At 46.0% G+C, this 22,636-nt stretch carries 23 protein-coding genes and 1 tRNA gene; 8 read left to right on the top strand and 16 right to left on the bottom strand.

The window, feature by feature from the left end; genetic code table 11:
* Positions 1 to 186: 186 nt before the first annotated feature.
* Positions 187 to 1,155: a glycosyltransferase gene (locus QUB51_RS12160; protein WP_333055096.1), complete on the bottom strand. Its 969-nt coding sequence runs from the start codon at positions 1,153 to 1,155 to the stop codon at positions 187 to 189.
* Positions 1,156 to 1,355: 200 nt separating this feature from the next.
* Positions 1,356 to 1,826, bottom strand: coding sequence for a tetratricopeptide repeat protein (locus tag QUB51_RS12165; RefSeq protein WP_333055010.1), 471 nt, complete (start codon positions 1,824 to 1,826; stop codon positions 1,356 to 1,358).
* Positions 1,827 to 1,906: 80 nt separating this feature from the next.
* Here QUB51_RS12165 and QUB51_RS12170 point away from each other — a divergent pair, with 80 nt between their 5' ends.
* Both QUB51_RS12170 and QUB51_RS12175 read left to right on the top strand, forming a co-directional pair.
* Positions 1,907 to 3,328, top strand: a complete 1,422-nt coding sequence (locus QUB51_RS12170; protein ID WP_333208775.1) for a glycosyltransferase family 4 protein — start codon at positions 1,907 to 1,909, stop codon at positions 3,326 to 3,328.
* 34 nt (positions 3,329 to 3,362) lie between these two features.
* On the top strand, positions 3,363 to 5,285 hold the full coding sequence (locus QUB51_RS12175) for a hypothetical protein (RefSeq protein WP_333208777.1): 1,923 nt from the start codon (positions 3,363 to 3,365) through the stop codon (positions 5,283 to 5,285).
* Positions 5,286 to 5,792: 507 nt separating this feature from the next.
* On the opposite strand, the gene QUB51_RS12180 is transcribed toward QUB51_RS12175, so the two are convergent.
* Complete coding sequence (locus QUB51_RS12180; RefSeq protein ID WP_332946242.1) at positions 5,793 to 5,939, bottom strand: hypothetical protein; 147 nt, start codon at positions 5,937 to 5,939, stop codon at positions 5,793 to 5,795.
* Between the two features lie 319 nt (positions 5,940 to 6,258).
* Positions 6,259 to 6,894 carry a uracil phosphoribosyltransferase gene (upp, locus tag QUB51_RS12185; protein WP_333208779.1) on the bottom strand — a complete coding sequence of 212 codons (636 nt, stop codon included), beginning with the start codon at positions 6,892 to 6,894 and terminating at the stop codon, positions 6,259 to 6,261.
* Positions 6,895 to 7,110: 216 nt separating this feature from the next.
* Here upp and QUB51_RS12190 point away from each other — a divergent pair, with 216 nt between their 5' ends.
* Entirely contained in the window at positions 7,111 to 7,398 is a 288-nt protein-coding gene (locus tag QUB51_RS12190; protein WP_333231891.1) for a DUF4360 domain-containing protein, read from the top strand.
* 154 nt (positions 7,399 to 7,552) lie between these two features.
* Here QUB51_RS12190 and QUB51_RS12195 read toward each other — a convergent pair whose 3' ends face one another.
* The 4 genes from QUB51_RS12195 to QUB51_RS12210 all read right to left on the bottom strand — a co-directional run bounded on the left by QUB51_RS12195 (position 7,553) and on the right by QUB51_RS12210 (position 11,441).
* Positions 7,553 to 7,735: a hypothetical protein gene (locus QUB51_RS12195; protein ID WP_333208783.1), complete on the bottom strand. Its 183-nt coding sequence runs from the start codon at positions 7,733 to 7,735 to the stop codon at positions 7,553 to 7,555.
* Between the two features lie 47 nt (positions 7,736 to 7,782).
* Positions 7,783 to 9,030 carry a URC4/urg3 family protein gene (locus QUB51_RS12200; RefSeq protein WP_333208785.1) on the bottom strand — a complete coding sequence of 416 codons (1,248 nt, stop codon included), beginning with the start codon at positions 9,028 to 9,030 and terminating at the stop codon, positions 7,783 to 7,785.
* Positions 9,027 to 10,109: an adenylate/guanylate cyclase domain-containing protein gene (locus tag QUB51_RS12205; protein ID WP_333055017.1), complete on the bottom strand. Its 1,083-nt coding sequence runs from the start codon at positions 10,107 to 10,109 to the stop codon at positions 9,027 to 9,029. Before QUB51_RS12205 ends, QUB51_RS12200 begins: the two co-directional genes overlap by 4 nt.
* A gap of 84 nt (positions 10,110 to 10,193) precedes the next feature.
* The gene (locus tag QUB51_RS12210) at positions 10,194 to 11,441 is read right to left on the bottom strand and encodes a GTP cyclohydrolase II (RefSeq protein ID WP_333231889.1); all 1,248 of its coding nucleotides are present in this window, start codon (positions 11,439 to 11,441) and stop codon (positions 10,194 to 10,196) included.
* 418 nt (positions 11,442 to 11,859) lie between these two features.
* Between QUB51_RS12210 and QUB51_RS12215 the strand changes: the two genes are divergently transcribed.
* Complete coding sequence (locus tag QUB51_RS12215) at positions 11,860 to 13,200, top strand: cytosine deaminase (RefSeq protein ID WP_333261791.1); 1,341 nt, start codon at positions 11,860 to 11,862, stop codon at positions 13,198 to 13,200.
* Between the two features lie 243 nt (positions 13,201 to 13,443).
* Positions 13,444 to 14,118 carry a 7-cyano-7-deazaguanine synthase QueC gene (gene queC, locus QUB51_RS12220; RefSeq protein WP_333208792.1) on the top strand — a complete coding sequence of 225 codons (675 nt, stop codon included), beginning with the start codon at positions 13,444 to 13,446 and terminating at the stop codon, positions 14,116 to 14,118.
* Positions 14,119 to 14,504: 386 nt separating this feature from the next.
* Here the strand turns inward: queC and QUB51_RS12225 are convergent, their stop codons facing one another.
* A complete protein-coding gene (locus tag QUB51_RS12225) occupies positions 14,505 to 14,834 on the bottom strand; it encodes a tetratricopeptide repeat protein (RefSeq protein WP_333208794.1) in 330 nt (109 codons plus the stop codon).
* A gap of 35 nt (positions 14,835 to 14,869) precedes the next feature.
* Positions 14,870 to 15,199 (bottom strand): tetratricopeptide repeat protein, encoded by a 330-nt coding sequence (locus QUB51_RS12230; protein ID WP_333147054.1) that lies wholly within the window; start codon positions 15,197 to 15,199, stop codon positions 14,870 to 14,872.
* 164 nt (positions 15,200 to 15,363) lie between these two features.
* Between QUB51_RS12230 and QUB51_RS12235 the strand changes: the two genes are divergently transcribed.
* The gene (locus tag QUB51_RS12235; protein ID WP_333261787.1) at positions 15,364 to 15,978 is read left to right on the top strand and encodes a hypothetical protein; all 615 of its coding nucleotides are present in this window, start codon (positions 15,364 to 15,366) and stop codon (positions 15,976 to 15,978) included.
* A 7-nt stretch (positions 15,979 to 15,985) separates the two neighbouring features.
* Here the strand turns inward: QUB51_RS12235 and QUB51_RS12240 are convergent, their stop codons facing one another.
* The gene (locus QUB51_RS12240) at positions 15,986 to 17,464 is read right to left on the bottom strand and encodes a hemolysin family protein (RefSeq protein WP_333261784.1); all 1,479 of its coding nucleotides are present in this window, start codon (positions 17,462 to 17,464) and stop codon (positions 15,986 to 15,988) included.
* Positions 17,465 to 17,532: 68 nt separating this feature from the next.
* Positions 17,533 to 18,222: a hypothetical protein gene (locus tag QUB51_RS12245; RefSeq protein ID WP_333055025.1), complete on the bottom strand. Its 690-nt coding sequence runs from the start codon at positions 18,220 to 18,222 to the stop codon at positions 17,533 to 17,535.
* Positions 18,223 to 18,407: 185 nt separating this feature from the next.
* On the opposite strand from QUB51_RS12245, the gene QUB51_RS12250 reads away from it, so the two are divergent.
* Positions 18,408 to 18,480: transfer RNA gene (locus QUB51_RS12250), tRNA-Ile, on the top strand.
* 262 nt (positions 18,481 to 18,742) lie between these two features.
* Here the strand turns inward: QUB51_RS12250 and pyrR are convergent.
* The 4 genes from pyrR to QUB51_RS12270 form a co-directional block, all read right to left on the bottom strand.
* On the bottom strand, positions 18,743 to 19,276 hold the full coding sequence (gene pyrR / locus QUB51_RS12255; RefSeq protein WP_333055026.1) for a bifunctional pyr operon transcriptional regulator/uracil phosphoribosyltransferase PyrR: 534 nt from the start codon (positions 19,274 to 19,276) through the stop codon (positions 18,743 to 18,745).
* 360 nt (positions 19,277 to 19,636) lie between these two features.
* Positions 19,637 to 20,716, bottom strand: coding sequence for an adenosylcobinamide-phosphate synthase CbiB (cbiB, locus tag QUB51_RS12260; protein WP_333208867.1), 1,080 nt, complete (start codon positions 20,714 to 20,716; stop codon positions 19,637 to 19,639).
* 344 nt (positions 20,717 to 21,060) lie between these two features.
* Positions 21,061 to 21,462: a GFA family protein gene (locus QUB51_RS12265; protein ID WP_333261781.1), complete on the bottom strand. Its 402-nt coding sequence runs from the start codon at positions 21,460 to 21,462 to the stop codon at positions 21,061 to 21,063.
* Between the two features lie 37 nt (positions 21,463 to 21,499).
* Positions 21,500 to 21,943, bottom strand: a complete 444-nt coding sequence (locus tag QUB51_RS12270; RefSeq protein ID WP_190656033.1) for an Rrf2 family transcriptional regulator — start codon at positions 21,941 to 21,943, stop codon at positions 21,500 to 21,502.
* Between the two features lie 265 nt (positions 21,944 to 22,208).
* Here QUB51_RS12270 and QUB51_RS12275 point away from each other — a divergent pair, with 265 nt between their 5' ends.
* Positions 22,209 to 22,598, top strand: coding sequence for an AbrB family transcriptional regulator (locus QUB51_RS12275; RefSeq protein WP_015179394.1), 390 nt, complete (start codon positions 22,209 to 22,211; stop codon positions 22,596 to 22,598).
* Positions 22,599 to 22,636: the final 38 nt, after the last annotated feature.

The following is a 22,636-nucleotide window of genomic DNA, read 5'->3' on the forward strand; positions in this document are numbered from 1 at the left end:
CTCTAATAAATTAATATCTTATATCCTGCTGATAATTAATAACTCTTATTGATGGTTACGATCGCGAATTAAATAATTTACACTCTTGAAAGTGGGATGGGCGTCCCGCCCGCCGTTTCTGGACGGGCTATAAGATCCCATCCCACAAGAACCATCACGCATTCTAAGTTATTTAATTCTCATGCCTTATTTAATCAACTCTCGCACAAACTCAAACGCTTTTGGACGCAACTCGACCGGCAGCAGCGACAATCCCAAACCTGCCCACATTTTCGCCGCAGAAACAGACTTTCCCTCCCGCACCATCCGGCGTCCTTTTGCAGTTTCACCCACCTCAATCAGCCGCAAACCCAGCGCTAATTGAGTTTCTGCAATCCTTTTGAGCCTGACTGTTTCCAACTTCTCGGAATCAAATTCGTAGCCGGTCAAATAGCGCAATTTATCGCTTAAATACGGAATTGCCCGATCGACTCCTTGCTGTCCTGCATGAACTCGATACTCCATCAACAGCTCCGGCAAGTAATAGCACTTTTTGCCAGCAATCGCAAGTCTTACAAACAAATCGTTATCTTCGCAATTTTGCAAATTCGGCCGCAGAAATCCGACTTCTTCCAGCGCGCGGCGGCGAAACAAAGTCGCCCCTATTTGCAAACTTTGTCTGAGAAAAACTGCCGAGAGCAAATCTTCAATAATTCCAGCCGACAACTCGGTGCGCCCCCACCGCTGCGAATTCAGTTTCGTCTGGTTTTCGTCAATATAATTGTTAATGTCGATCACCCAGTGATCTGTACTGACAAAATCGATGCTGGGGTCTTTATCTAAAATAGCAGATGTCCGCTCTAGAAATTGCGGGCTGAGGCGATCGTCATCGTCAAACTTGATAAAATATTTGCCCCTTGCAGCAGCAAAGCCCGATCGCATATTATTACTCTTGCCGATATTCTGCGGGTGGCGAATGTAGCGAATCGGGCGATGGCGTCCCGCCCCGCAAGCTACGACAAATTCCGACATCAACAAAGGAGTGCTGTCAGTAGAACCATCATCACAGATAATTAATTCAAAATCTGTATAAGTTTGATCTAGCACGCTGGCGATCGCACAAGCCAGCAGATGCACTCGATTGTAAGTAGGAATGCAAACGCTAATTTTAGGCACTAACTTAGACAATTTTAGATTTTAGATTTTAGATTTTAGATTGCTAAAAAGTGACTAAGCTGTTGTACATCTAATTTGACAGTCATTTTTTATACAATTATTATTGTGGAACTGGCCCCAGAACCCGGATCTGGATTCAATTTAAATGCGTAGCAGCTTACAATTTGGTATTAACACTTTTGGGTCCAGGAAAATTAACTTTAACTCAAACGAGCCGTACATTCGAGAATTAACTTTTGATTCACCAAAGCAAACGGTTGAATTTCCAAAGCGCGACGAAAAGCTTGAATAGCATTTAGGTATTCTCCCAAGGCAGCGTAGCACAAACCCAGACCGTGCAACGCCCCAAAATGCACCGGGTTCAGTTTGAGGACAATTTCGCAGTCGTCGATCGACTTTTTATAATTTCCTTGAGTATAGTGAAGTACGGCGCGTCGGTTCCAAGCTTCCGCAAAATCCGGCGCTTCCGCAATCAATTTCGTCAGCAAATCCAAAGCGTGGTGAACATCGCCTGCATCCAGCGAAACTTGCGCTCGCCTGAGAATTTGCATCCCATAGTCACCTTTCTGGTTAAACCAAGTGTGCCAGAGTTCAGTAGTTGCCCGATCGCGAACACTTTCGTCGGACTTTTTCAAGTCTTCCAGCAGCGCCTTAAGAGATAATTCGTCCATAGGTGCGAAGATTGTAAAAAAAAAACGTTTTATCAATCAATTTTATCGCGCAAGCGGCAAATTTATTTATCCCACATCCCATGAAGATTTTAATGCTTTCCTCAACTTTTCCCTATCCGCCCAGCCGCGGAGGAACTCAGGTAAGGACGTTTAATTTATTACAATACTTGAGCCAGCGACATGAGGTAATTCTCGGCACTGTACGATCGCCCGATGTCACCGACGCACAAATCGACGCATTGCGCCAGCAAGTCACAGAATTAGCAGTTTTTCCCAACCCGCGATTACCCCCCCAACCCCCCCTTGCTAAGGGGGGGCTAAGACTCCACCAGGAGACTGAGGAAGGATTCTTACCTCCCCCCCTTAACAAGGGGGGGACTGAGGGGGGGTTATTTCCTGCCCTTAACCAGGGGCTTGAGGAGGGCTTCTTGCCTCCCCCCCTTAACAAGGGGGGGACTGAGGGGGGTTTCTCTGAAATAATAGGAAAATTCCACAGATTCGGTCGATTTTTGTTGTCCGGGACACCTCCGAACGTCCTCTCAAGCTACTCCCAAGCAATGCAGAATTGGGCAGACGAATTAGTAACAGCAGGCAAATGCGATGTTGTCACCTGCGAGCACAGCGTTAACGAGATTTACGTGCGTCCAGAATGGCGACAAAAAGTGCTGACAGTGGCAAACATTCACAGTTCCGTTTGGGGAACTTGCAGGGAAATGTTAGCAACCGGCACCTCGGAAAAACCCCTGCGGGATCGACTAAATTTACCCCTACTCGCCCGCTACGAAAAACGCTACTGTTCCAAATTCTCCCGCATTGTGGCGACAACATCCACAGACAGAGAGCAACTCCTCGAATTACTGTTGCCTCCGGTTCGAGTGCCAGGAAAACAAGATTTTTTTGTACCTCCCATAGATGTAATTCCTAACGGCGTGGATTTAACTCAATTTCCGTACCGGTCGATCGATCCGGGAGGACACACCTTAATTTTTGCAGGCGCAATGAACAATTTGCCCAATATTGACGCGGCGCGGTTTCTCAGTTTGCAAATACTGCCGCCTTTGCAGCAGCGCTATCGGGATGCTACCCTCACCCTAGTCGGGGCTTCGCCAGTCCCGGAAGTGCTCGCCTTGGGAGAACTTCCCGGAATTCAAGTAGTAGGTCGGGTGCAAAGGGTGGCAGAATATTTGCATCAAGCTGCTGTTTGTGTGGTGCCGATGCGGATAGGTTTTGGGATTAAAAATAAAACTTTGGAGGCGATGGCTGCGGGAACTCCCGTGGTTGCTAGCGATCGAGGTTTGGAGGGTTTAGCCGTCGATGGCGGCCCACAACTGATAAGGGCCTTGCGGGCGAACAATGTTCAGGAGTATGTTGAGGCGATCGCCAGTTTGTTTGAAAATCAGCAGCTAAGACAGGAGCTCTCTGTCAACGCGCGATCGCTCGTTGACAGCCAATACACTTGGGATATCATAGGTCGGCAGTACGATCGGCTATTGCAATTTTAAACTCTAAATTCTAAAATCTAAATTCTAAAATGGCATGATGGAACACAAAATTAACCCCTCAAAAAATCGAGCCAAACCCCCAGAAAATCCCAAAGTTGCTCCTCCCCCGACAAGACGCCGTCGCCAAACCCGACGCCCCAAAAATCTTCAAGAGTCCCCGCTTCCAATACCTACTCCCCGAACTCGCGCCAGATATCCCTGGAAAAGACTGATAGCTAATTTGACAGCCCTCAGCATCTTGGGTGGCTGTGCAGCTTTAATGGGAGGCGGCGCTTGGCTGAGTTATCAGCTAATTGTCGATCCCAATGGCAACAAGTTGATCTCTCAATTTGTGCCGGAATGGTCGCGCCTGCCTACAGGTAGCAGAGATTCGATCCAAACTCTCGATCAAATCAAAGCCAGCATCCGCAAATTGGGATTCGTAACCGGAGAAGCCCTGCCGCTTCCCGTCGATCAATCCCGCGATAATTCTATTGCCGATTTGCTATTACCGGTGATGGTAGAAAGAACTGTTAAGGCTTCTACTGTTTGCAAAAATCCTTGTCGTCAAATTGTCGAACTTCGGGTGTACAAGCGAGTGCAATTTCCCGATCGCAGTTCCGATAAAGAGCAGTATTTCCAACTAGCAAGTTCTGTGAATGTAGAAGGCCCTGCAGAATCTTTTGTCATTGCTTCTTTAGCTGACTCTACATCTAACAATCAAGCCTCCAATCAGTCGCTACCCCTAACAGAACTGCGCCGCTTTGATGGCAAGCCCCCCGCATCGGGCATTTGGTTTAATGTCAGCGGTCAACTAAAGCAGGGCGACAAGAAAATTCCCTACGGACAAGTCGTTCGCTACAACCCCAGCCAAAATCATTTAATGCCGCTGTTGGAGTGGGCGAGTGCGGCTGGACAACCGCCGAATTGGCAGCAAATTGTTAAGGGCGAAAACCCGCAGTTGGCGATCGACCAAACAGTTGGTTTAGAGCCGCAATTTACCCTTTATCAAATTGGCCCGCGCAAATTTTTGCCCAACCCAGTTCAGTTAACGGCGATTTCTTTAGAAGAAATTGCCTTCAATGACGAGACTTACAAAAATGGGCTGCGACTGGCGAAAAGCGGCCTGTGGTCTCCAGCATTAAATGTCATGCGTGTGGCGAAGGGGAAAGCCGGCAAAAATTGGCCCGCAGTCGCGCAAGCTCAGCTAGAAACGATCGAATTTCACGCTAAAATCACTCGGGCTCAGGCGATCGCATCTTGGGCCAGTCCCGGTCAACAAGTTCTCGCAGAATTGATCGACGGCCGCTGGACTGAAGCTTTGCAAGTATTTGAAGCCGATCCGAGCAACTCTCACGAAATAGCCACAACCCTCAAAAATGACAGCGGGCGGATCTGGAACCGCATCGACGCCGCCTTGAGAGTGAATGCCGCTGACGCCGATGTCAAGGCTTGGGGCGCCCTGATTGTAGCTTCTCAAGACGGCACTCGCGAAGCGATGAATTGGCTCGACCAGCAATCAGATACTGACAGCGAAACAAGAACTCGAATTCGGAATTTGGTCAACAAACTTCAGGAAGCAGTTTCTCAGGCGGAAAGTTTAGAAGACCACAAAAGTCAAATTATGGGTTCTGCTACTTTAATTAACAGTGTCAATCCCGCTGAGTGGCTGGAACCAGAACCGAACAATGAGTTAAAATTGGCAGGAGAACAAGTTTGGTATCAGGTGCAGGTAGCAAGTTTTTACGACGGTAGCCGCTGGGTTAATTCACCATTTTCTGATGTACAAGTGAGTTCTTTTCCTGCTACTCAAGTCAAGTGGCTCTGGGGGCGGCTAGGATTACAGGCTGACCCCAAGATTAAGATTGAGGTAGCGATGGCTAACGGTCAACAAAGAGTTGCTGTGGGAACGGTGAAAGCAGTGCAGATTCAAGACGGAAGTCTGCGCTTGCTGGCGGCGGTTGACAAGCGATCGTAATCTGGCAGAAAGCCTTCGGCAGATAGAACAGTCCCGGAGACACTCTTGATATTACAGCGGATTCCAGGTTTATAAAGTACACCCCAGAAACCGGGTTTCTTCTGGATTTCTCGCCAGAAACCGGTTTTATTCAAGAAACCCGGTTTCTCTGTACTTCACTTACCTGGAAAGTGCTGTATGTCCGGTCGATTACCCATAATACGGTAGGGGATCCCCTCACGAAAAATATCTGCCAATAAATGACAATCTCAAAAACCCGCCCTTTTAATCGCGGTCACTCGATCGGACATGATATGACACAAAGAAACCGGGTTTTTTTACCATTTCTGCCGATCGCAACAGAAGTATTTTCGTAAAAAAACCCGGCTTCCTTCCACCTGTACGTCCAAAACTCGGAAAAAGGAAAATTCTTTCTCTTGCCTCTCCCGCAACTCGGACAACAATGCAGACAAAAATTTTGTTAATTTAATTAATTAACACAACCTGTGCACAAAAAACCCACAGATGTCAAATCGCGCCCTTTTTAGAGAGTGCTGCAATCATCTGCCGTTTCACTGCTTTAGCCCAAAGCTCAAACTCCAAACTGTTGATATTCTGAATTTTCACTTCCTCAACAGGCTGAGTTGGGGCTTCCTTCTGTGCTGTAGTCTCCATTGTTTTTTCCCTCGTCAAAAAATGTTAGTAGTCGCTCGCAAACGCTTAGCATCATACATCTATTTTAATAACTAATTCTGGCAAGAAATTACACTAAAGGCATAGAATTTAACCATAAAATGCAGTAAATACATCTAGATCATGCAATTTACGAATTTAATGTAATAAAACCCTACAAGCCATGTTATATATAGGCTTTTCTTGACATTAAAATTTTACAACTTACATTATATCGCACTATCAAACCACTGCTTATGTTAGTAAAGTTATTTTTAAATGAATGTATTGACATATACAGCAGAAAATAATTTTATTGAATTCACATAGTCCCGTAAAGTCGATCGCCCGCATCTCCCAGTCCGGGTACAATATAGCCATGCTCGTCCAAACACTCGTCAACAGCAGCCGTATAAATCTGCACGTCAGGGTGTTGTTCGTGAAAGTGCCCCACTCCCTCCGGTGCCGCCAGCAAGCACAAAAATTTAATAGACTTCGGATGAACTTCTTTCAGCCTATCCACTGCCGCCACTGCTGAATTACCAGTAGCCAGCATCGGATCGACAATTAAAACATCTCGCTGTTCGATATCCTGGGGAACTTTGAAATAATATTCAATCACCATCCGAGTTGTCGGATCGCGGTACAAACCAATATGTCCTACCCTCGCAGACGGAATCAGCTCTAAAATACTATCTAACAGTCCCTGACCAGCACGCATAATCGAAATAATCACAATTTTCTTTTCAGCAGCCAGCACCGGTGCATTCATTTTCGCGATCGGCGTTTCTATTTGTTCGTATTTTAGCGGCAAATCTCGCGTCACTTCATAGGCTAGCAGCATTCCAATCTCTTTGAGCAATTGGCGAAATTTCGCCGTACTCGTTTGAGTTTGCCGCATCAGAGTTAACTTGTGCTGTATCAAAGGATGGTCAATGACAGTAACTTTAGCACTCATTTTTTTGAATAATTAATTGGCTTTATTATAACTTATCAGCCATCGAGGCATTCTTGACGCAAAAAAAAACCGATTTCTGCGGCCCCTGCGTCCTGGACTACTTATATCAAACCCTATTGAAAACACGAATACCGCGCGAATAAAATTGCTCCGACAATTACCTTTCATCCCCCCAGAGCGACACTAAGGAATGAAAATTAAATAACTTCCACAAGATTGTGGGACGGGCGGGACGCCCATCCCACAATAACAATTAAAATTGTAAGTTATTTAATTCGCGATCCTAAGCCAGTTTTAAATCGGAATCTCAGGGGCCAAACTAACTACAATGTTCGAGATAGCTTAGCCACTATAGCGAATGTTTGGTCTCGCTGTGGTGATAGTGTAAATATGAGAGTAAATGCTGCAATGACAGCCCGCGGTGCCGGCATGGCCACCGTTGACTCCTTCGATTTGGCTCATCGCGGTTTAGTTTATCACGTCAAATATCGCACTTGCCGCTAAGCAGCTTGTTGGGAGTGTAGTGTGAGGTATAGTTTTCAGGTTTGAATTTGGAATTTTTAATTTTAAGTTGGAAGAGGGAATAAATTTCCCTCTTCCTTCTTGCTTCTTCCCTCTTTCTTCTTCCCTCTTGCTTCTTCCCTCTTCTTGACATCCGTTACATCTGATATCTTGCACCATTGTCAGCAACAGGCTTTTCGGCCTGTTCCACAAGAAAATCTACTCTTTGTGGAACGGGCCGAAGAGCCCGTTCTTGAGAATGGTGCAAGATGTGAGTTACATCCGTTACATCCGTCGAGCGAATCCGTTGCCGAACTTCCCTTTTCCTTCTTCCTGACATCCGTTATATCCGTCGAGCGAATCCGTTGCCGAACTTCCTTCTTCCCTCTAAAACACAGTCCCGTCACTTTCAATCTGAATTGGCGGCACTCCACCAGGCCTCAATTCGCCCGCAATTTTCCGCCCCGCCGCCCAAGTTCCTCCTTGCAAAATCTTCACCAGCGGCAATTCTTCCGCACTCAAATGCAGCTTTTCTCGAATAGCAGCGGCAATTTTATCTAAAAGATTCACAGTCAGCGATCGCCACTCTACTATAACTTCCGAACCAGGCAAGTAACTCTGTGCAAAAATAGCCGAATCTTTGGGCTGCAGCAGCCCGATATCCAAACACAAACCGCCGTTGCGGTACTCCGGCAATCCCGTTAACTCATCCAATCCCGCGACTTCTAAACCAACTTCTTGCAGCGGTTCCAACAGCGAATAAGTCAACCACTGCGAGAGTTTGTGAAACGGCACCAATTCATCTCCCAGATTTTCTCCTGTTAAAGCCGGATGCCGCCAAACATCGCCTAAATTAACGCCACCAATTGCATATCTTCCCGGCCAAATTTCCCCAAAACCTGTCAAAACAGCGCTCAATACTTCAGTAGCATTCACAGTTTTGTCTCCCGAAACCCGACTGTCGAGCAAGTATTTTGCCAAATTGCCGGGACGCGGGTTTTCGCTACCAAATAATAATGGATGCTGGCAAATCGCCTTCCCCAAACGCTGCAATAATTCTAATCTGCCTGTTAAACCAACTAGCGGATTGTCTCGACTTACCTGAAATCCAGCAGCTAAGGCTTCTAGTTTTAATTGAGAAAGTCCGCGAAAATCAGCTTGCCAAGGAAAATCGGGATTGCTGGAAAAAACACCTTGACAAAACATCCGCAAGCTGGCTATTGCTAACCCTTCAGAACGGCGGTAAACCTGTCCGGTTTCGGATTCGCAATACTGCCAATCTGCACCAGCACCGGCATCAAGCAAAACGCTGACAATGGCTAAATCAAATTTGATCTTAGCTTGCTCTATGAGTGCAAATTCGGCTATTGCTGCATCCAATTCGGCGATTCGCGACAAGTTGCCGGCTTCAAAATGTCGCCAGCGACTGTGAAAGGGAATGTTAAAATCAGGATACTGTTGGCGCGTTGTGTCAATTACATAATTTGCTGCTTTGTCGAGTTGGGATAAATCGACGCGGAAGTAGCGAAGTTTGTCCTGGCTGGCTAAATCAAAAAGCCGATCGCACTTTTGACGAATAGCAGCCGGCGTTCTCAGATATTCTACAGTCTCAAGTTCACTATTGCCCAAGTTCATACTACCAAACAGCGGTAAACATCATTTTCTTGAAAAAAGTCAAACTGACTGTAATCTAAAAGATTATCTAAAATCGCATTTTTATCGATTTTGATCAGCTTATATTCCCACTTAGACCCGCTGACTTCGCGTTTTATTTGATCGGAAACTATGACCGAATTTCTTTCTCTACCCGGACATACTATTTTACTTAAATCTTCCAGCCTGTCGGCTATGTGAATATCTTTTCCGTAAGTGCAAGACCTAAATATATATAAATTTCCCTTAGCAACTCCCACCGACAAGCCGCAAGGTATTTGATTGGCGTCAATAAAAAGTTTCCAATTCTCGCACAGACTTTCCATTGCCGCTAAGGCTGAGTGAGCTTCCGGGAAAGTCAACAAATGCGAATCGCCAACAATACTCCGAATTGTGCCGCCGTATTCTTCGCAAATTGTTTTTTCAAAAGTATCAAAGTTGGTGAGCAAATATTCCACATCTTTGATCGAATTAGATTCTTGATAGGCTATAAAACCTCTCAAATCTGCTTTAATTATTGCTTGATTCTTGATAATTCGCGTTTTGTAACTTTGGTCAACTTTGTAAACTTTTTCAGGTTCGCTCATCCCTTTCAAAGAAAACTCGTTGACAAAAGACGTTTGCACTTCTGCTTTGTTGAGCGCTAGCCATGCTGCTTGGGACAAATATATTTCATCCGGCGGAGTTACTGATTCTATGCGCGCTGTTAAATTCACCGTATCGCCAAAGATATCTTTATCTTGATGCAAGACATCTCCTAATGTAATCGACACGCGAATAGCCAATCGTTCGTCGTTCGCCTTGCTAGATTGTTGCGCTCTCAATTCTTGCTGCATTTCTATGGCTGCTACCGCCGCTGCTGTGACGCTGGGAAAAATTATCCAAAATGAATCACCTTCCCCTTTAATCACGCTGCCTTCATTTCTGGCGCTAATATCTGAAACAAAAGTTTTATGCTCGTTTAACAAACTACTTAAGTCCGACTGAGATAATTTTTTGACTCTGGCGGTATATCCACAAATATCTGTTTTTACGATCACACTAGAACGCAAATTAGCCATAACCTACCCTGACTGATCAAAAACCAGCAATAATTTTATGTGGCCAAGACGCGATAGTTCGCGTCCGATCGCGTCTTAGCCCTCTCAATCTCCTAAATCGCGTCCGATCGCTTCTGCAAGAATTGTAGCATCTGGCACAGGGTCAGGCGTGTAGTAGCCGGCGGCTTTTTTGGCGACGATTTCGACTTGTGCGTCTGCAGGAATCCAATCTTCAGGAATGGGGATGCGATCGACCACCTGAATGCCAGAATTGATAATCGCATTGTATTTCATATCGCTCATAGAAACTAAACTGTCAATGCGAGAGATCCCCAACCAGTGCAGCACGTCTGGCATTAGTTCTTGAAACCGCATATCTTGAACTCCCGCAACACATTCAGTGCGCGTAAAATAGGCATCAGCTCGATCGCCGCCTTCCTGCCGTTTTCTGGCATTGTACACCAAAAACTTAGTCACTTCCCCCAAAGCTCTCCCTTCCTTGCGGAAGTAAACTATTACCCCAGAACCGCCGGATTGTGCAGTTTGGATGCAAATTTCCATCCCGTGTACCAAATAAGGGCGACAAGTGCAGATATCCGAACTGAAGACATCTGAACCGTTGCATTCATCGTGTACCCGTACCGCCAACTGCTTATCGGTGTCAGAAATATTCCCGACATCGCCAATAATATAAACCGTAGTTCCGCCAATTGGTGGCAAGAAAACGTGTAAATCTGGCCGCGTCACTAAATCCGAGAACATTCCGCCTGTTTGCTCGAACAGGACACGGCGGAGAACGCTTTCTTGGGCGCCGATTCGCCTCGCAATTCCCGGCAAATACCACACCGGATCGATCGCAATTTTAGTTACTGCTAAATTGCCACCTGCTTTGACTATTTTGCCATCAATTTGCACTCGCCCCTTAGCGATGGCATCTTGCAATTCCGGCATATTAATGTGAGCTTTAGTGACAGCAATTGTCGGTCGAATATCGTATCCCTGCTGGAGAAATGAAGTATAAACTTCGCTAACCAAACCCCCAAAGGGATCGAGAGAAACAATCAAATTGCGATCGCCCCAACTCGGGTGCGGCCCGATGTGTGCGGCCGGAGAGGTGTTGGTAAAATCGGGGCGGTGATCTGCTTGGAGTGCGCCGTTCGCAACTGCTAGCGCACGATAAACAGAGTAGGAACCCGAATGAGTGCCGATCGCATTCCGGTGAGACGATTTGGTGAGGCTACCAATCACAGGCCCCCGTTTCAGGGGATCGATTTCTCCCCAGTAAATGGGATGAGGTTTTGTGCCGGATCTGTCGGGATGGGATGTTAAAACTATATGCTTGGGTTTTGACACAGTTTTTTTGGGATCTTGCTATGGATGCTGCTGTTAGTTGAAAGTGAAATTGCAATTTGAAGCAGTGATTTATGATAGCAAAAGGATTCAGGCTCTGGAAGTATCCGGCATAGCAAAACTCGTGAAGCTGACTTGCGCGGTTTCTTCAAAAATATAAAAATTTTATATTTGTGCTTCAGCGATCGGGGCTGCACTACCAACAACAAAGCTACATATTTAATTCAAGTTTCTTTAGCGATTCTATTTCATTTGTGCATGAGATTTTTTTGAACTAACCACAGAGGGCGCAGAGGACGCAGAGCCTCTATAAAATATAGAAAGAGGAAAAGAGAGATGTTCACAATTCCTGCAAGGGTTGCTATAGTTACAACTGGTAGTGCTGAATTATCAAGAAAATACATACTAACTCACAAAATTAATGTTGCCAAGTACATCTAATTATTTGCTCAAAAATGGTCGCGTACCCACGTCTCTTCTAGAGATGAAATCGATCGCCTCGTCAGCTTCTACTGTGGCGACAACGGGGAGTGAGAACAATTTTTGTTTGGTGGATTTGGAAATTGCAGCAGGGACGATCGCCCAAATTATCCCAGTAGGTAGAAAACCTGTATCCTCCTATGGAGATATCCCAGTTGTAGATTTGCACCGCGGCTTAGTTTGGCCTTGTTTTGTGGATATGCACACGCATTTAGACAAAGGCCACATTTGGGAACGATCGCCCAATCCCGATGGAACTTTTGCCAGCGCGATCGAAGCAGTGGGCGCTGACGCTCAAAAAAACTGGAATGCAGAGGATGTTTATCGGCGAATGGAGTTCGGACTCAAGTGCAGCTACGCCCACGGAACCAAGGCTATCCGCACTCACATCGACAGCGCGGGCAAACAGGGAACCGTTAGTTGGGGAGTATTTGAAGCGCTGCAAGCCGAATGGGGCGATCGGCTGATCTTGCAAGCAGTTTCCCTGGTTTCCCTCGACTATTTCCTGACACCAGCCGGCGAAAAATTAGCCGATCGCATGGCCCAAACCGGCGGCATTCTCGGCGGAGTCGCCTATATCAACCCCGATTTAGACAAACAACTCGATCGAGTTTTTGCCTTAGCCAAAGAACGAAATTTAAACCTCGACTTCCACACCGACGAAAACGACGATCCAGATTCAGTAACACTGCGGGAAGTCGCAAAAACCGCCATCCGCCATCAATTTTCCGGTCAAATCATCTGCGGACACTGCTGTAGTTTAGCTGTACAACCGCCAGATTTAGTAACAGAAACTATCGCATTAGTCAAGGAAGCAAATATTGGCATTGTCAGCTTGCCGATGTGCAACCTTTACCTGCAAGACCGAGAATCTCAGCGTACACCTCGCTGGCGAGGAGTGACACTGCTGCACGAACTCAAAGCAGCCGGAATTCCCGTTGCAGTTGCTAGCGACAATTGTCGCGATCCGTTTTACGGATTTGGCGATCATGATGTTTTGGAAGTCTTTAATATGGCAGTCCGCATCGCTCATTTAGATAGGCCCTATGGAGACTGGCCCTGTACAGTGACAAAGACTCCTGCAGATTTAATGGGATTGCCGAAGTTAGGACGAATTGCAGTTGGTTTACCAGCAGATTTAATTTTGTTTAAGGCGCGTAATTTCAGCGAATTGTTATCTAGAGCGCAGGGCGATCGTACAGTCTTGCGGCAGGGTAAAGAAATTGATACAACTTTGCCCGATTACCGGGAACTCGATGATTTATTAGCAACTGAAATCTGACATTTTGTACGAATATCAAGAACAGGCTCTCCGGCCTGTTCCACAAAAGATGAATTTTCTTTCTACTCGTTACTAGGCAGAGCCGGGAAAGCAGTTAATTGAGTTTTGTGGAACGGGCCGGAGAGCCCGTTCTTGACAATCGTGTAATATGTAGGTTTCAAAAATCATTTAGCCTTGGTATATTGTCAATTTGCAACTATTTTGATATAAATATAAAAGCGAATTCAAGTGAGGATGTTTTAAGTGAAAGCAGTTATTTTATTGTCGGGAGGGCTGGATTCCTCAACAGTTTTGTATCAAGCCAAAGCCGACGGCTGCGAGTGTTACGCTATTTCCTTTGACTACAATCAAAGACACCGGCGGGAGTTGGAATCAGCAAGGGCGATCGCACTTTCGGCAGCGGTTAAGGCACATCAGATAGTAAACTTTGACTTAACACTGTGGGGCGGTTCCGCTTTGACGGATAATGAGATGGAATTGCCTCGCGATCGCACTCTTGGAGAAATGTCTCAAAACATCCCCACTACCTACGTTCCAGCTAGAAATACGATCTTTCTCAGTTTTGCCCTCGCCTACGCAGAAACTCTACAAGCCGATCGTATTTACATCGGCGTCAACGCTTTAGATTATTCCGGCTATCCCGACTGCCGCCTCGATTACATTCAAGCCATGCAGGAAGTATTTCGGTTAGGAACAAAGCAGGGAAGAGAAGGAGAAGCTATTAATATTGTAACACCTTTGATCGAACTTAAAAAAACCGAAATTATTCAATTAGGCAACAAATTAGGAGTACCTTGGGAGCAAACTTGGTCTTGCTATGCAGGCGGGGAAAATGCCTGTGGCGTTTGCGATTCTTGTCGGTTGCGGCTGGCTGCTTTTGAGGAATTGGGATTGAAAGATCCGGTGCCTTACGCTTAAAGATGACTTACGCACGACGGCCCAGAAACCGGGTTTTTTCGAGTCTCTTCGCTTCGCCCGCCGAAACGGTAAAAAACCCGGTTTCTAAGCATCGCAGCGGGTGGTCAATCGATTTGAGATTTTAGATTTTAGATTTTAGATTGACCCCACGGATAAATGCGGGGGCTTGAGGATTTTAGATTTTCGATTTTGGATTGATTCCACGGATAAATCCGGGGGCTTGTACCATCAAGAAATTCCTGGTCAGAAACCGGGTTTTTTCGCAAGAATATGTTACAGATGGCAGAAACTGCCAAAGACCCGGTTTCTTGGGTTTTGATGGGTAAGTCCTGCATGACTAAAATTTTTAAAATTGATTCTTAGTTAGTTTTGAATCATCCGAGTGCTTATTTACCTTCCGGCTCATCCTCAACTTCCAGTTGACTCTCGTCTTCCTGTCCGAACGTAATTTCATTTTGCAGCGAATTCAATGGGACTAAAAGCATATCAGCTATTTGCGATTGTCCTCTAGCCCTGTAGATATCTATCGCTTTCTGAAAATCTTCTACTCCCCCCTGTTTTTCTCCAATTACAGCTCGCATACGAGCACGGATAATATAAGCTTCTACAAAATCCGGATTAAGATTAATTGCTTTAGTAAAAGCTTCAGCAGCTTCCTTATACTGTCCTTTGCGACCGAGGTCAAATCCTTGTTCATAAAGTTCTTTAGCTTCCATCGCATTCCTTAATTTATTTTGAATCAGTAGGCTGCTTATTTGTCTTCCGGCTCATCCTCAACTTCCGGTTGACCCTGGTCTTCCTGTTCATCCTTAATTTCATTTTGCAGCGTATTCAATGGGACTAAAAGCTGATCAGCTATGTCTGATCGTCCTCTAGCCCTGTAGATATCCATAGCTTTCTGAAAATCTTTAACTCCCCCATGTTGGTCTCCAGTTCCAGTCCGAGCATAAGCACGGTAAATATAAGCTTCTACAAAATCAGGATTGAGATTAATTGCTTGAGTAAAAGCTTCAACTGCTTCCTTATACTGTCCTTTGCGACCGAGGTCAAATCCTTGTTGATAAAGTTCTTGAGCTTTCATGGCATTCTTTAATTTCTGCTGTTCATCTCGCTTGCATAAAGGATCGAGTCTATTTACTTGACCTGATGAATCAATTATAAAGCACCCTGGTTGTTCCTGAGCATTCGCTAGAGTCTGAAAAAGAGGTAGACTAATTATTGATTGTTTTTTACAAGCTAAAAATTATGTCTATTGAAGAGCGCCGAGGTATTGAAACAATTGACAGAAACCAAAATCTACTTCTCGTTCGCGCTCCTATTGAGTCAGTGGCGCAAAAGCTTAGTAGGGCGAGACGCGCGGATGTCTGGGAACGGGATATCTACGATCGCGAAATCGAAATTACCGCCGAAAGCTATATTGTATTTCAGTTCCGAGGACACCCTTGGACGATCGTTGAGCAACTGAATCATCATCCCGGTTCCCTTGTATTTGGAGAAGGAGATGCGATCACTCTTTCCAGCTTCCCATCCACTCGCGCCATCTACTACAAATGCAGCGACACTTGCGGTTACATTGGTTATAACTGCTACGACAGAGGTGCATTTGCGGAGATGCTGTACTTTGAGGAAGAAATGGATCTCCTATTCCTCTCTGACTTTCGTGAGGTTAAAGCTGAGGACATTGACAGTGCCTTTCGCTTTACTTACGCTTTTATGGAGGAGCAAGATATCTATATTCCCTACGCATATTACGAAAATGTGAAGGTTGGCGATCGCATTAATTTACGCCCCAAAGGCCCGACGTTAGATGATTTAGTACGCAGCGACTTCGAGCGAGTAGATTATCTAGGTATTCGCTAAAATATTCTCAACTAGAAAATTTCGCCACACTACTCACCCCGCTATTCTTTCGCCCTTTCCCCACAACTTCCTCATCCGCTGCTGCAATTCCATCTAAAGTTCGATCGCCCGCAGCCCCTTCCAACAAGTGAATTTGAAGTTGATCCAAGCGCGGCCCGGACACAGAAACAACCGTAAGTTCCACATTTTCGCCGCGCCAAACTTCCCCAGCAGCCGGCATTCTTTGCAACTGATAGCTCAGAAAACCTCCGATTGTCTGATATTCGTCAGTTACTGGCAAATCCAAATTCAATATTTGATTCACATCATCTAAATTTAACTGCGCTTGCACTAAATAAGTGCGATCGTCCAATACTTGCAAAGCAATTTCTTTGCTGTCGGGTGACTCGTAGCTGCGGCCGATTATTTCCGCAATCAAATCCCTCAGCGTCACTAACCCGGAAATGCCACCAAATTCATCAACTACGATCGCAATTTCTTCCGACGAACTCTGCATCAAAGGCAGCAGTTCCCCCAGCAGCATCATCTCCGGTACAAACCTCACCGAACCCATCCAAGTTACAATTGGCGTGTCGGGAGATAGCAAACCTTCAGCTAGGGGTTTCGCAAGTTGTTTGAAGCCAATAATGCCGATAATGTCGTCTAAAGAATCTCCCGTCACGGGATAGCGGGAATGGTTAGAAATCGCCATTTCGTCGAGCAAAGTTTGAAAGGTGGCCGTCTTGGGAAGTGCGACAATGCTAGGCCTCGGCACCATTACTTCTTCTACCCAAACTTCGCCAAATTCAAACACGTTGTTGAGCAATTCTCGCTTTTCTGCTTCCAAGCCGCTGGATTCGCTGGAAGTAGCGATAATTAATTGCAGTTCTTCGGGAGTAACCGGTCGATGCCTTAGATCGTATTCGATGCCCGCAAACCGCAAGAGCGATCGAGTAGATTGATTGAGAAACGACACAAAGGGCTTGAACAAACGGGCAATCAATAAACTCGGAGGCCCTAAACTTCTGGCTAACTGTTCGGAATACAGTAAGGCTACAGATTTGGGAAAGAGTTCGCCCAGTACGATTTGCAGGTAAGCTAGCAACAAAAAAGTTACTATTGATATGCTAAAAGAATGGGCGATCGCCGACTTGATGTAAATTGGCAGTGGCAAATAGCCGATCGACATTCTCACTAGCACGGCGATCGTACTTTCCCCAATCCAGCCGAGAGCTAAACTAGAAAGAGTGATTCCCAACTGCATTGTTGAGAGCAATCGCTCAATACTTTGCTGCAAAGATTGCACAGTTAAAGCTGCAACGTCGCCAGCGTCCACTAACTGATTGATGCGCGATCGGCGTACCGTCACCATCGAAAACTCAGCCGCCACAAAAAAAGCATTAATCGCAATCAGCAACAGCACTGACAGCAACCGCGACAGCACCTCTGTCCAACTCATCGCGGGTAAATCAGATATCTCCTGCACTCTCGCCCCTAAAAGTGACACAATGCTCCCTAAAAAAACTTTCTCGATCAAACCTGAGAATCAGTCTGCAGGTTTGGTCTTCTTTTATATTACTTCGCCACTGGAATGCCAGATATTTGCAACTGAAGTTTTTGACCTGGATAATCTGTCAGCGTCAACGAAACTTCCTTAGCATTTTCTAGCAAAGCTGTGGGAATACTCACCGTACCGTAAAACACCTGCCCGTTGGGGGGGAGTTCCGACGGCAAATCCTCGGCAGTCGCGCTCAGGGCCCGGCCACGATCGTCAGTGACGTTCAAGAAACTGTAGAGAAACCTCACAGCTTGGGAGCCTTCATTTTTCATGCTCACGTCTAGCAGCATGGAATTGTTGCGCTGACTGGACGCGCTCACTTCCAGAGTTATTCCCCCGTCGCGACTGTTCAGGGGAAACTTGGCGCTGGCATTTTGTGCCGCCGGTTTTTTGGCCGCGGCTGCTTTAGAGCTTGCCTTCTCTGTTTTAGTATTTGCCCCGGCCGTTTTTTCGGGATCGCGACCTTCTACCCGTGCTTTGACGGTTGTGAGAATGTCTTTTTCTTTCAAAATGCTCACTTGGTCTTTGCTAGCGGTCTTTCCAGGCTTGCCGCTGCCAGCATTGTTGCTGGGACGAACATCGGGTTGAGTCGTTCCTTGCAAGGCTTCGCGACCTATAGTAAATCCCCAAACAGAACTCGTCACGCCTGCTCCAAACATGAGAGCGAGCAGAATTAGAGTCAGCACTACCGTCGAATTCACTGCCATTGCCTATAAGTTTATGCCGAGTCCTAGAAACTGCTTTGTCCGGTCGATCGGCTTGCCTAAGATTGGCTAACAGGCGATCGGGACTCAGCCGCTCTAAAGATTTTGATTTTTGTTCTCTAGTTCTAGCACGGACTGAGAAATTATGTTATAATTCATTTTGAGTTAGGTCGAAGAAATCGATTTAACGGCAGTTGGCCGAGCGGTTTAGGCAGCGAACTCATAATTCGCCCCAGGCAGGTTCAACTCCTGCACTGCCGATTTTTAATAACTTAGGACGCTCAGCGCCCGAAAAACCCCGTTTCTTCCTAGAGGATTGCTTACCCAAAAGCCCCTATTCTGGTAGAAACCGGGTTTTTTACGTTGTCAGCGGGCGGAAACGAAGTATTTTGCTCGGTGATGGACGCAAAAAGTGGCTTGACGCGCTACTTACAGCGCACCCTAAGTAGTTTATTTAGCTGGACATTGTTTAACAGTCATTTGTGCCCAATCTAAAATCTAAAATCTAAAATCTAAAATCGTATTATCCCTTAATTAACTCCACTCCGTCGCGCCCGTCGATATCTTGAACGTAAACCTTAACTTGTTCTTCCTTTGCAGTCGGCAACTTTTTACCCGTAAAATCCGGCTGAATCGGTACTTCTCGGTGGCCGCGATCGACTAATACCGCTAACCAAATTTTCTCCGGCCGCCCGTAATCGTTTACCGCATTCAAAGCCGCTCGACTCGTTCTGCCTTTATATATAACGTCATCTACCAACACCACGGTTTTGCCCGTCAAATCGAAAGGAATTTCTGTTTTAGCCGGTGTCCGCATCGCAACTCGATCCAAGTCATCTCGATAAAAGGTAATATCCAAAGCGCCCACGGATACTTTGACTTGTTCGAGGACTTCAATTTGATCTGCCAAAATTTGAGCTAAAGGCACTCCTCTACTATGAATGCCCAACAGCACTAACTCCGAGGGATTCCCTGATTTTTCGACAATCTGGGAAGCGACGCGGGTGAGAGTGCGCCTCACTTCATCAGGGGATAAAATTTGGATAATTTTAGTCATGGGTTGCTGCGAGCTAATTGTTGGCTGTTGGCATATCGAACAATTTGAGATTTGAGATTTGAGATTTGAGATTTTAGACTGACTTGACAAATGAGACATCTTGCATTCATTCGCTCTCCCTCGCAAATTATCTGCGTTTATCTGTGTGTATCTGCCATTATCTGCGGTTTATGTATCAATCAAAGATTTGTGCAATTGCTCGTCTATGAATCTGGGAGTGGAACGATTTGGGATTTGAGCTTTGAGATTTTAGATTGACTTGATAGATGAATCTGGGGTGGGAACTACTAACGTCAAAACTTTTTTGCTCTCCCAGACTCCTGCTGAGAGCTGGTATCTGTGGTCGGGTGCAGTCAGCAGTTAGCGGCTCAAACATAATAAGGTATAAAAAAGCAATGATAGTCCCAACCAAATCAGAAAGCAATACCGAGTTAATTGCAATGCTTGGCAAATTAGCGGCGCTGCGATCGGGTGAACCGGCTCGCCTAACAGCGGTTTGTGTTTGAGAACTCCGCGATAGGAATTAGTACCTCCTAGTTGCACTCCCAAGATGGCGGCGTAAACGCACTCGCTCCAACCGGAATTGGGGCTGGCATCTTTAACAGCATCTCTCTGACAAATTTGCCAAATGTAAATCGGTTTGCCAGATATAACGGCTAAAGTAATCACTGTTAGCCGGCAAGGAATCCACGTCAGCACGTCTTCTAGTTTGGCGCTAAACCATCCTAAATCAGTGTATGGCGCTTCTTTGTAGCCGATCGTAGAATCTAATGTGCTGGCTGCTTTGTAAGCGATCGCCAAGGGGACTATAGCACTCGCCCACATCGAGTTAGGATCGATCGGCGCACCGGTAACACTTAATAATAGATGTGGCAGAGCGAACCCAAGTAAGGCATAAAATAGCGGTGCTGTCACGCCATCGACTGCATTCTCTGTTACAGTTTCTAACAATGCTCGCAGAATTTCTGGCTCGGATAAGTTTTCGGTATCCCGGCCGACGTAAAGGCTCAACCTTTCTCGCGCCTTGACTAAATCTCCAACATTTAAAGGTGCTAGCACATCCTCTGCTGCCGCCCTCAAACTGCGACCTGCAAAACAGCTTGCCAGCAAAATGGTCTGTATGGCAATACCTAAAAGAGGATGCACCCAACTAGCAGCTTGGACGATCGACCAACTGACAGTATAACTGCCTACAATCAGCCCGATCGCTAGTATTGTACCAGCACCTCGCAGCAGCAGTTTGTGCTGCTCGCCAGCGGGACTATCCCCGGCTTCAGGCATTTTGCCTGCGGGATTATTCCATATATTAAAGACAAGTCGAGTATAACGGTCGATCGCCCAACCCATCGCCTGCACGGGATGCGGCCAACCCCAAGGATCGCCGATCGAATAATCCAACACCGCAGCTAAAATTAAAACAGGAAATTCATCCGGCATCATTATATATTGTGTCAAACTTGATAGTCCGTCAATCCATTTTAGATTTTAGATTTTAGATTTTAGATTTTAGAATTGAAGAAAGCGACTCCACCGATAGATCCGGGGACTGGCGATGGGGAGCGAGGATCTTTTTTCTCGCTCCACGGATGAATCCGGGGACTCGAAGCATCTTCCTTCATTGTCACAGCAGGAGTTATCGCCCCAGAGAGCAGATTTTAACTCCTGCTACCCTTGCGGACTTTGATTTTTTGAGGGGCGATTTTATAGTAGAAGAAAGAAGGAAGAAGCAATAAAGGCAAGGGTTTGAGCAATTCAAAACCTCATCATCATCAGGCGTGGTTGCTCTAACTGCTGAGATTACTGTAGTCGCCCAGCAAGTGTACGTTCTCCTCCCAATTAACACCGTCAAACGGTAGAATCTCAAAGTGTTTGATGGCATCGTCGTCAAGACAGCGGACGTTGACATCGAAATGATCGGGATGCGATCGGGGGCGATAGAACGAGTGAATGCCGCAAATTCGGCAGAAAGTATGTTGAGCGGTTCCTGTATTAAATGTATAGGTTGTCAAAACATCTTCGCCACTGAGCAAGGTAAAACGTTCCGGTGGCACAATGAGGTGCAAAAATCCCTTCTTTTTACAGATAGAGCAGTTGCAATCAGATGCTTGGTGTTTGTCAACGGCGACACGGAAGCGGACAGCACCGCAGTGACAGCCGCCAAAGTAAGTAACAAGTGTTGCGTCCATGTATGCTTGCTGCCGATCGAATGAATGAACTTACCATTTAAATGATAAAGCTAGTTTCTTCCCCAAGAGCCGCTTGCCAACTGCGGACATCATAGTATAAGTCTTCGAGGGAAATACTGTACAGCGCTTCGGCAAGTTTTTTGTGCAATCGGTTCCACAAACTGAATGTTACCCAGTCCTCTGCTTGCGTCGCGTCGGGAAAATGTCGAGGTAAAGGTTCAATAGTTTCACCTACAGCCTCTAAGATTTGTCCTAAAGAGATTTGAGCGGGCTGGCGGGCCAATTGATATCCACCTTGGGCACCCCGAACTGATTGGACTAAACCGGCTCGTCGCATTTCAATCAGCAATTTTTCTAGATAAGGAGCCGGTAACTCCTGTCGCTTCGCTATCGATTTCACCGATGTCGGGCCGAAGCGAGGTTGCAAACTTAGATCCAGTAATGCTTTGACACTGTAGTGTCCGCGTGTGGTTAACTTCATGGGATTTTAAGAGCGGGGCAAATATTCAGCTAGCTGATAGGTGATAGCTTATGCTACCGAGTTTAGAGATTGCTCGCACCTGCTGCTGCTACTCCTCAAGAAAGACTGCAGGTTGTTAAAAATATTTAGATAATAGTGGTTAACAATTGAGCCGATCGGTGTAATATAGTTTTACGACCAGCTATAAAGCTAAAGTTTCTTGGTCAAACCAAAAACCTACCGAGAAAAAATCCGTACACCAGTTGAATATTTCAGGACTCAGTAAATGGCTAAAAAGAAAAATATCGAACCCCTTGAAGGCGAAGATCTGATCAAAAAGGTCAAAGACCTAGAGAACCTTACCAAGGAAGAAAAAGCTAGAGCCTGTGGCTACTATACCGTTACCAAGAACGGCGTAGAACGGGTCAACATGATGAAATTCCTGAATGCGCTGATTGATGCAGAAGGCATTCAGCTAGACGGGAAGCAAAACGGCAACGGACGCGGCGGACGCTCTGCCAGCTATCGGATTAGCGTTCAATCTAACGGCAACTTACTGATTGGAGCGGCCTACACCAAACAGATGGAACTCCAGCCGGGAGATGAATTTGAAATCTCTCTGGGACGCAAGCACATTCACCTGCGCCAAATCGATCGCGAAGAAGAAGAATCCTAGGCTTTTACGACTTGCTTTGACTTCTTGCTTGAACAGGT

It is taken from the genome of Microcoleus sp. AT8-A3 (assembly GCF_036705675.1).
Classification (GTDB): Bacteria; Cyanobacteriota; Cyanobacteriia; order Cyanobacteriales; family Microcoleaceae; genus Microcoleus.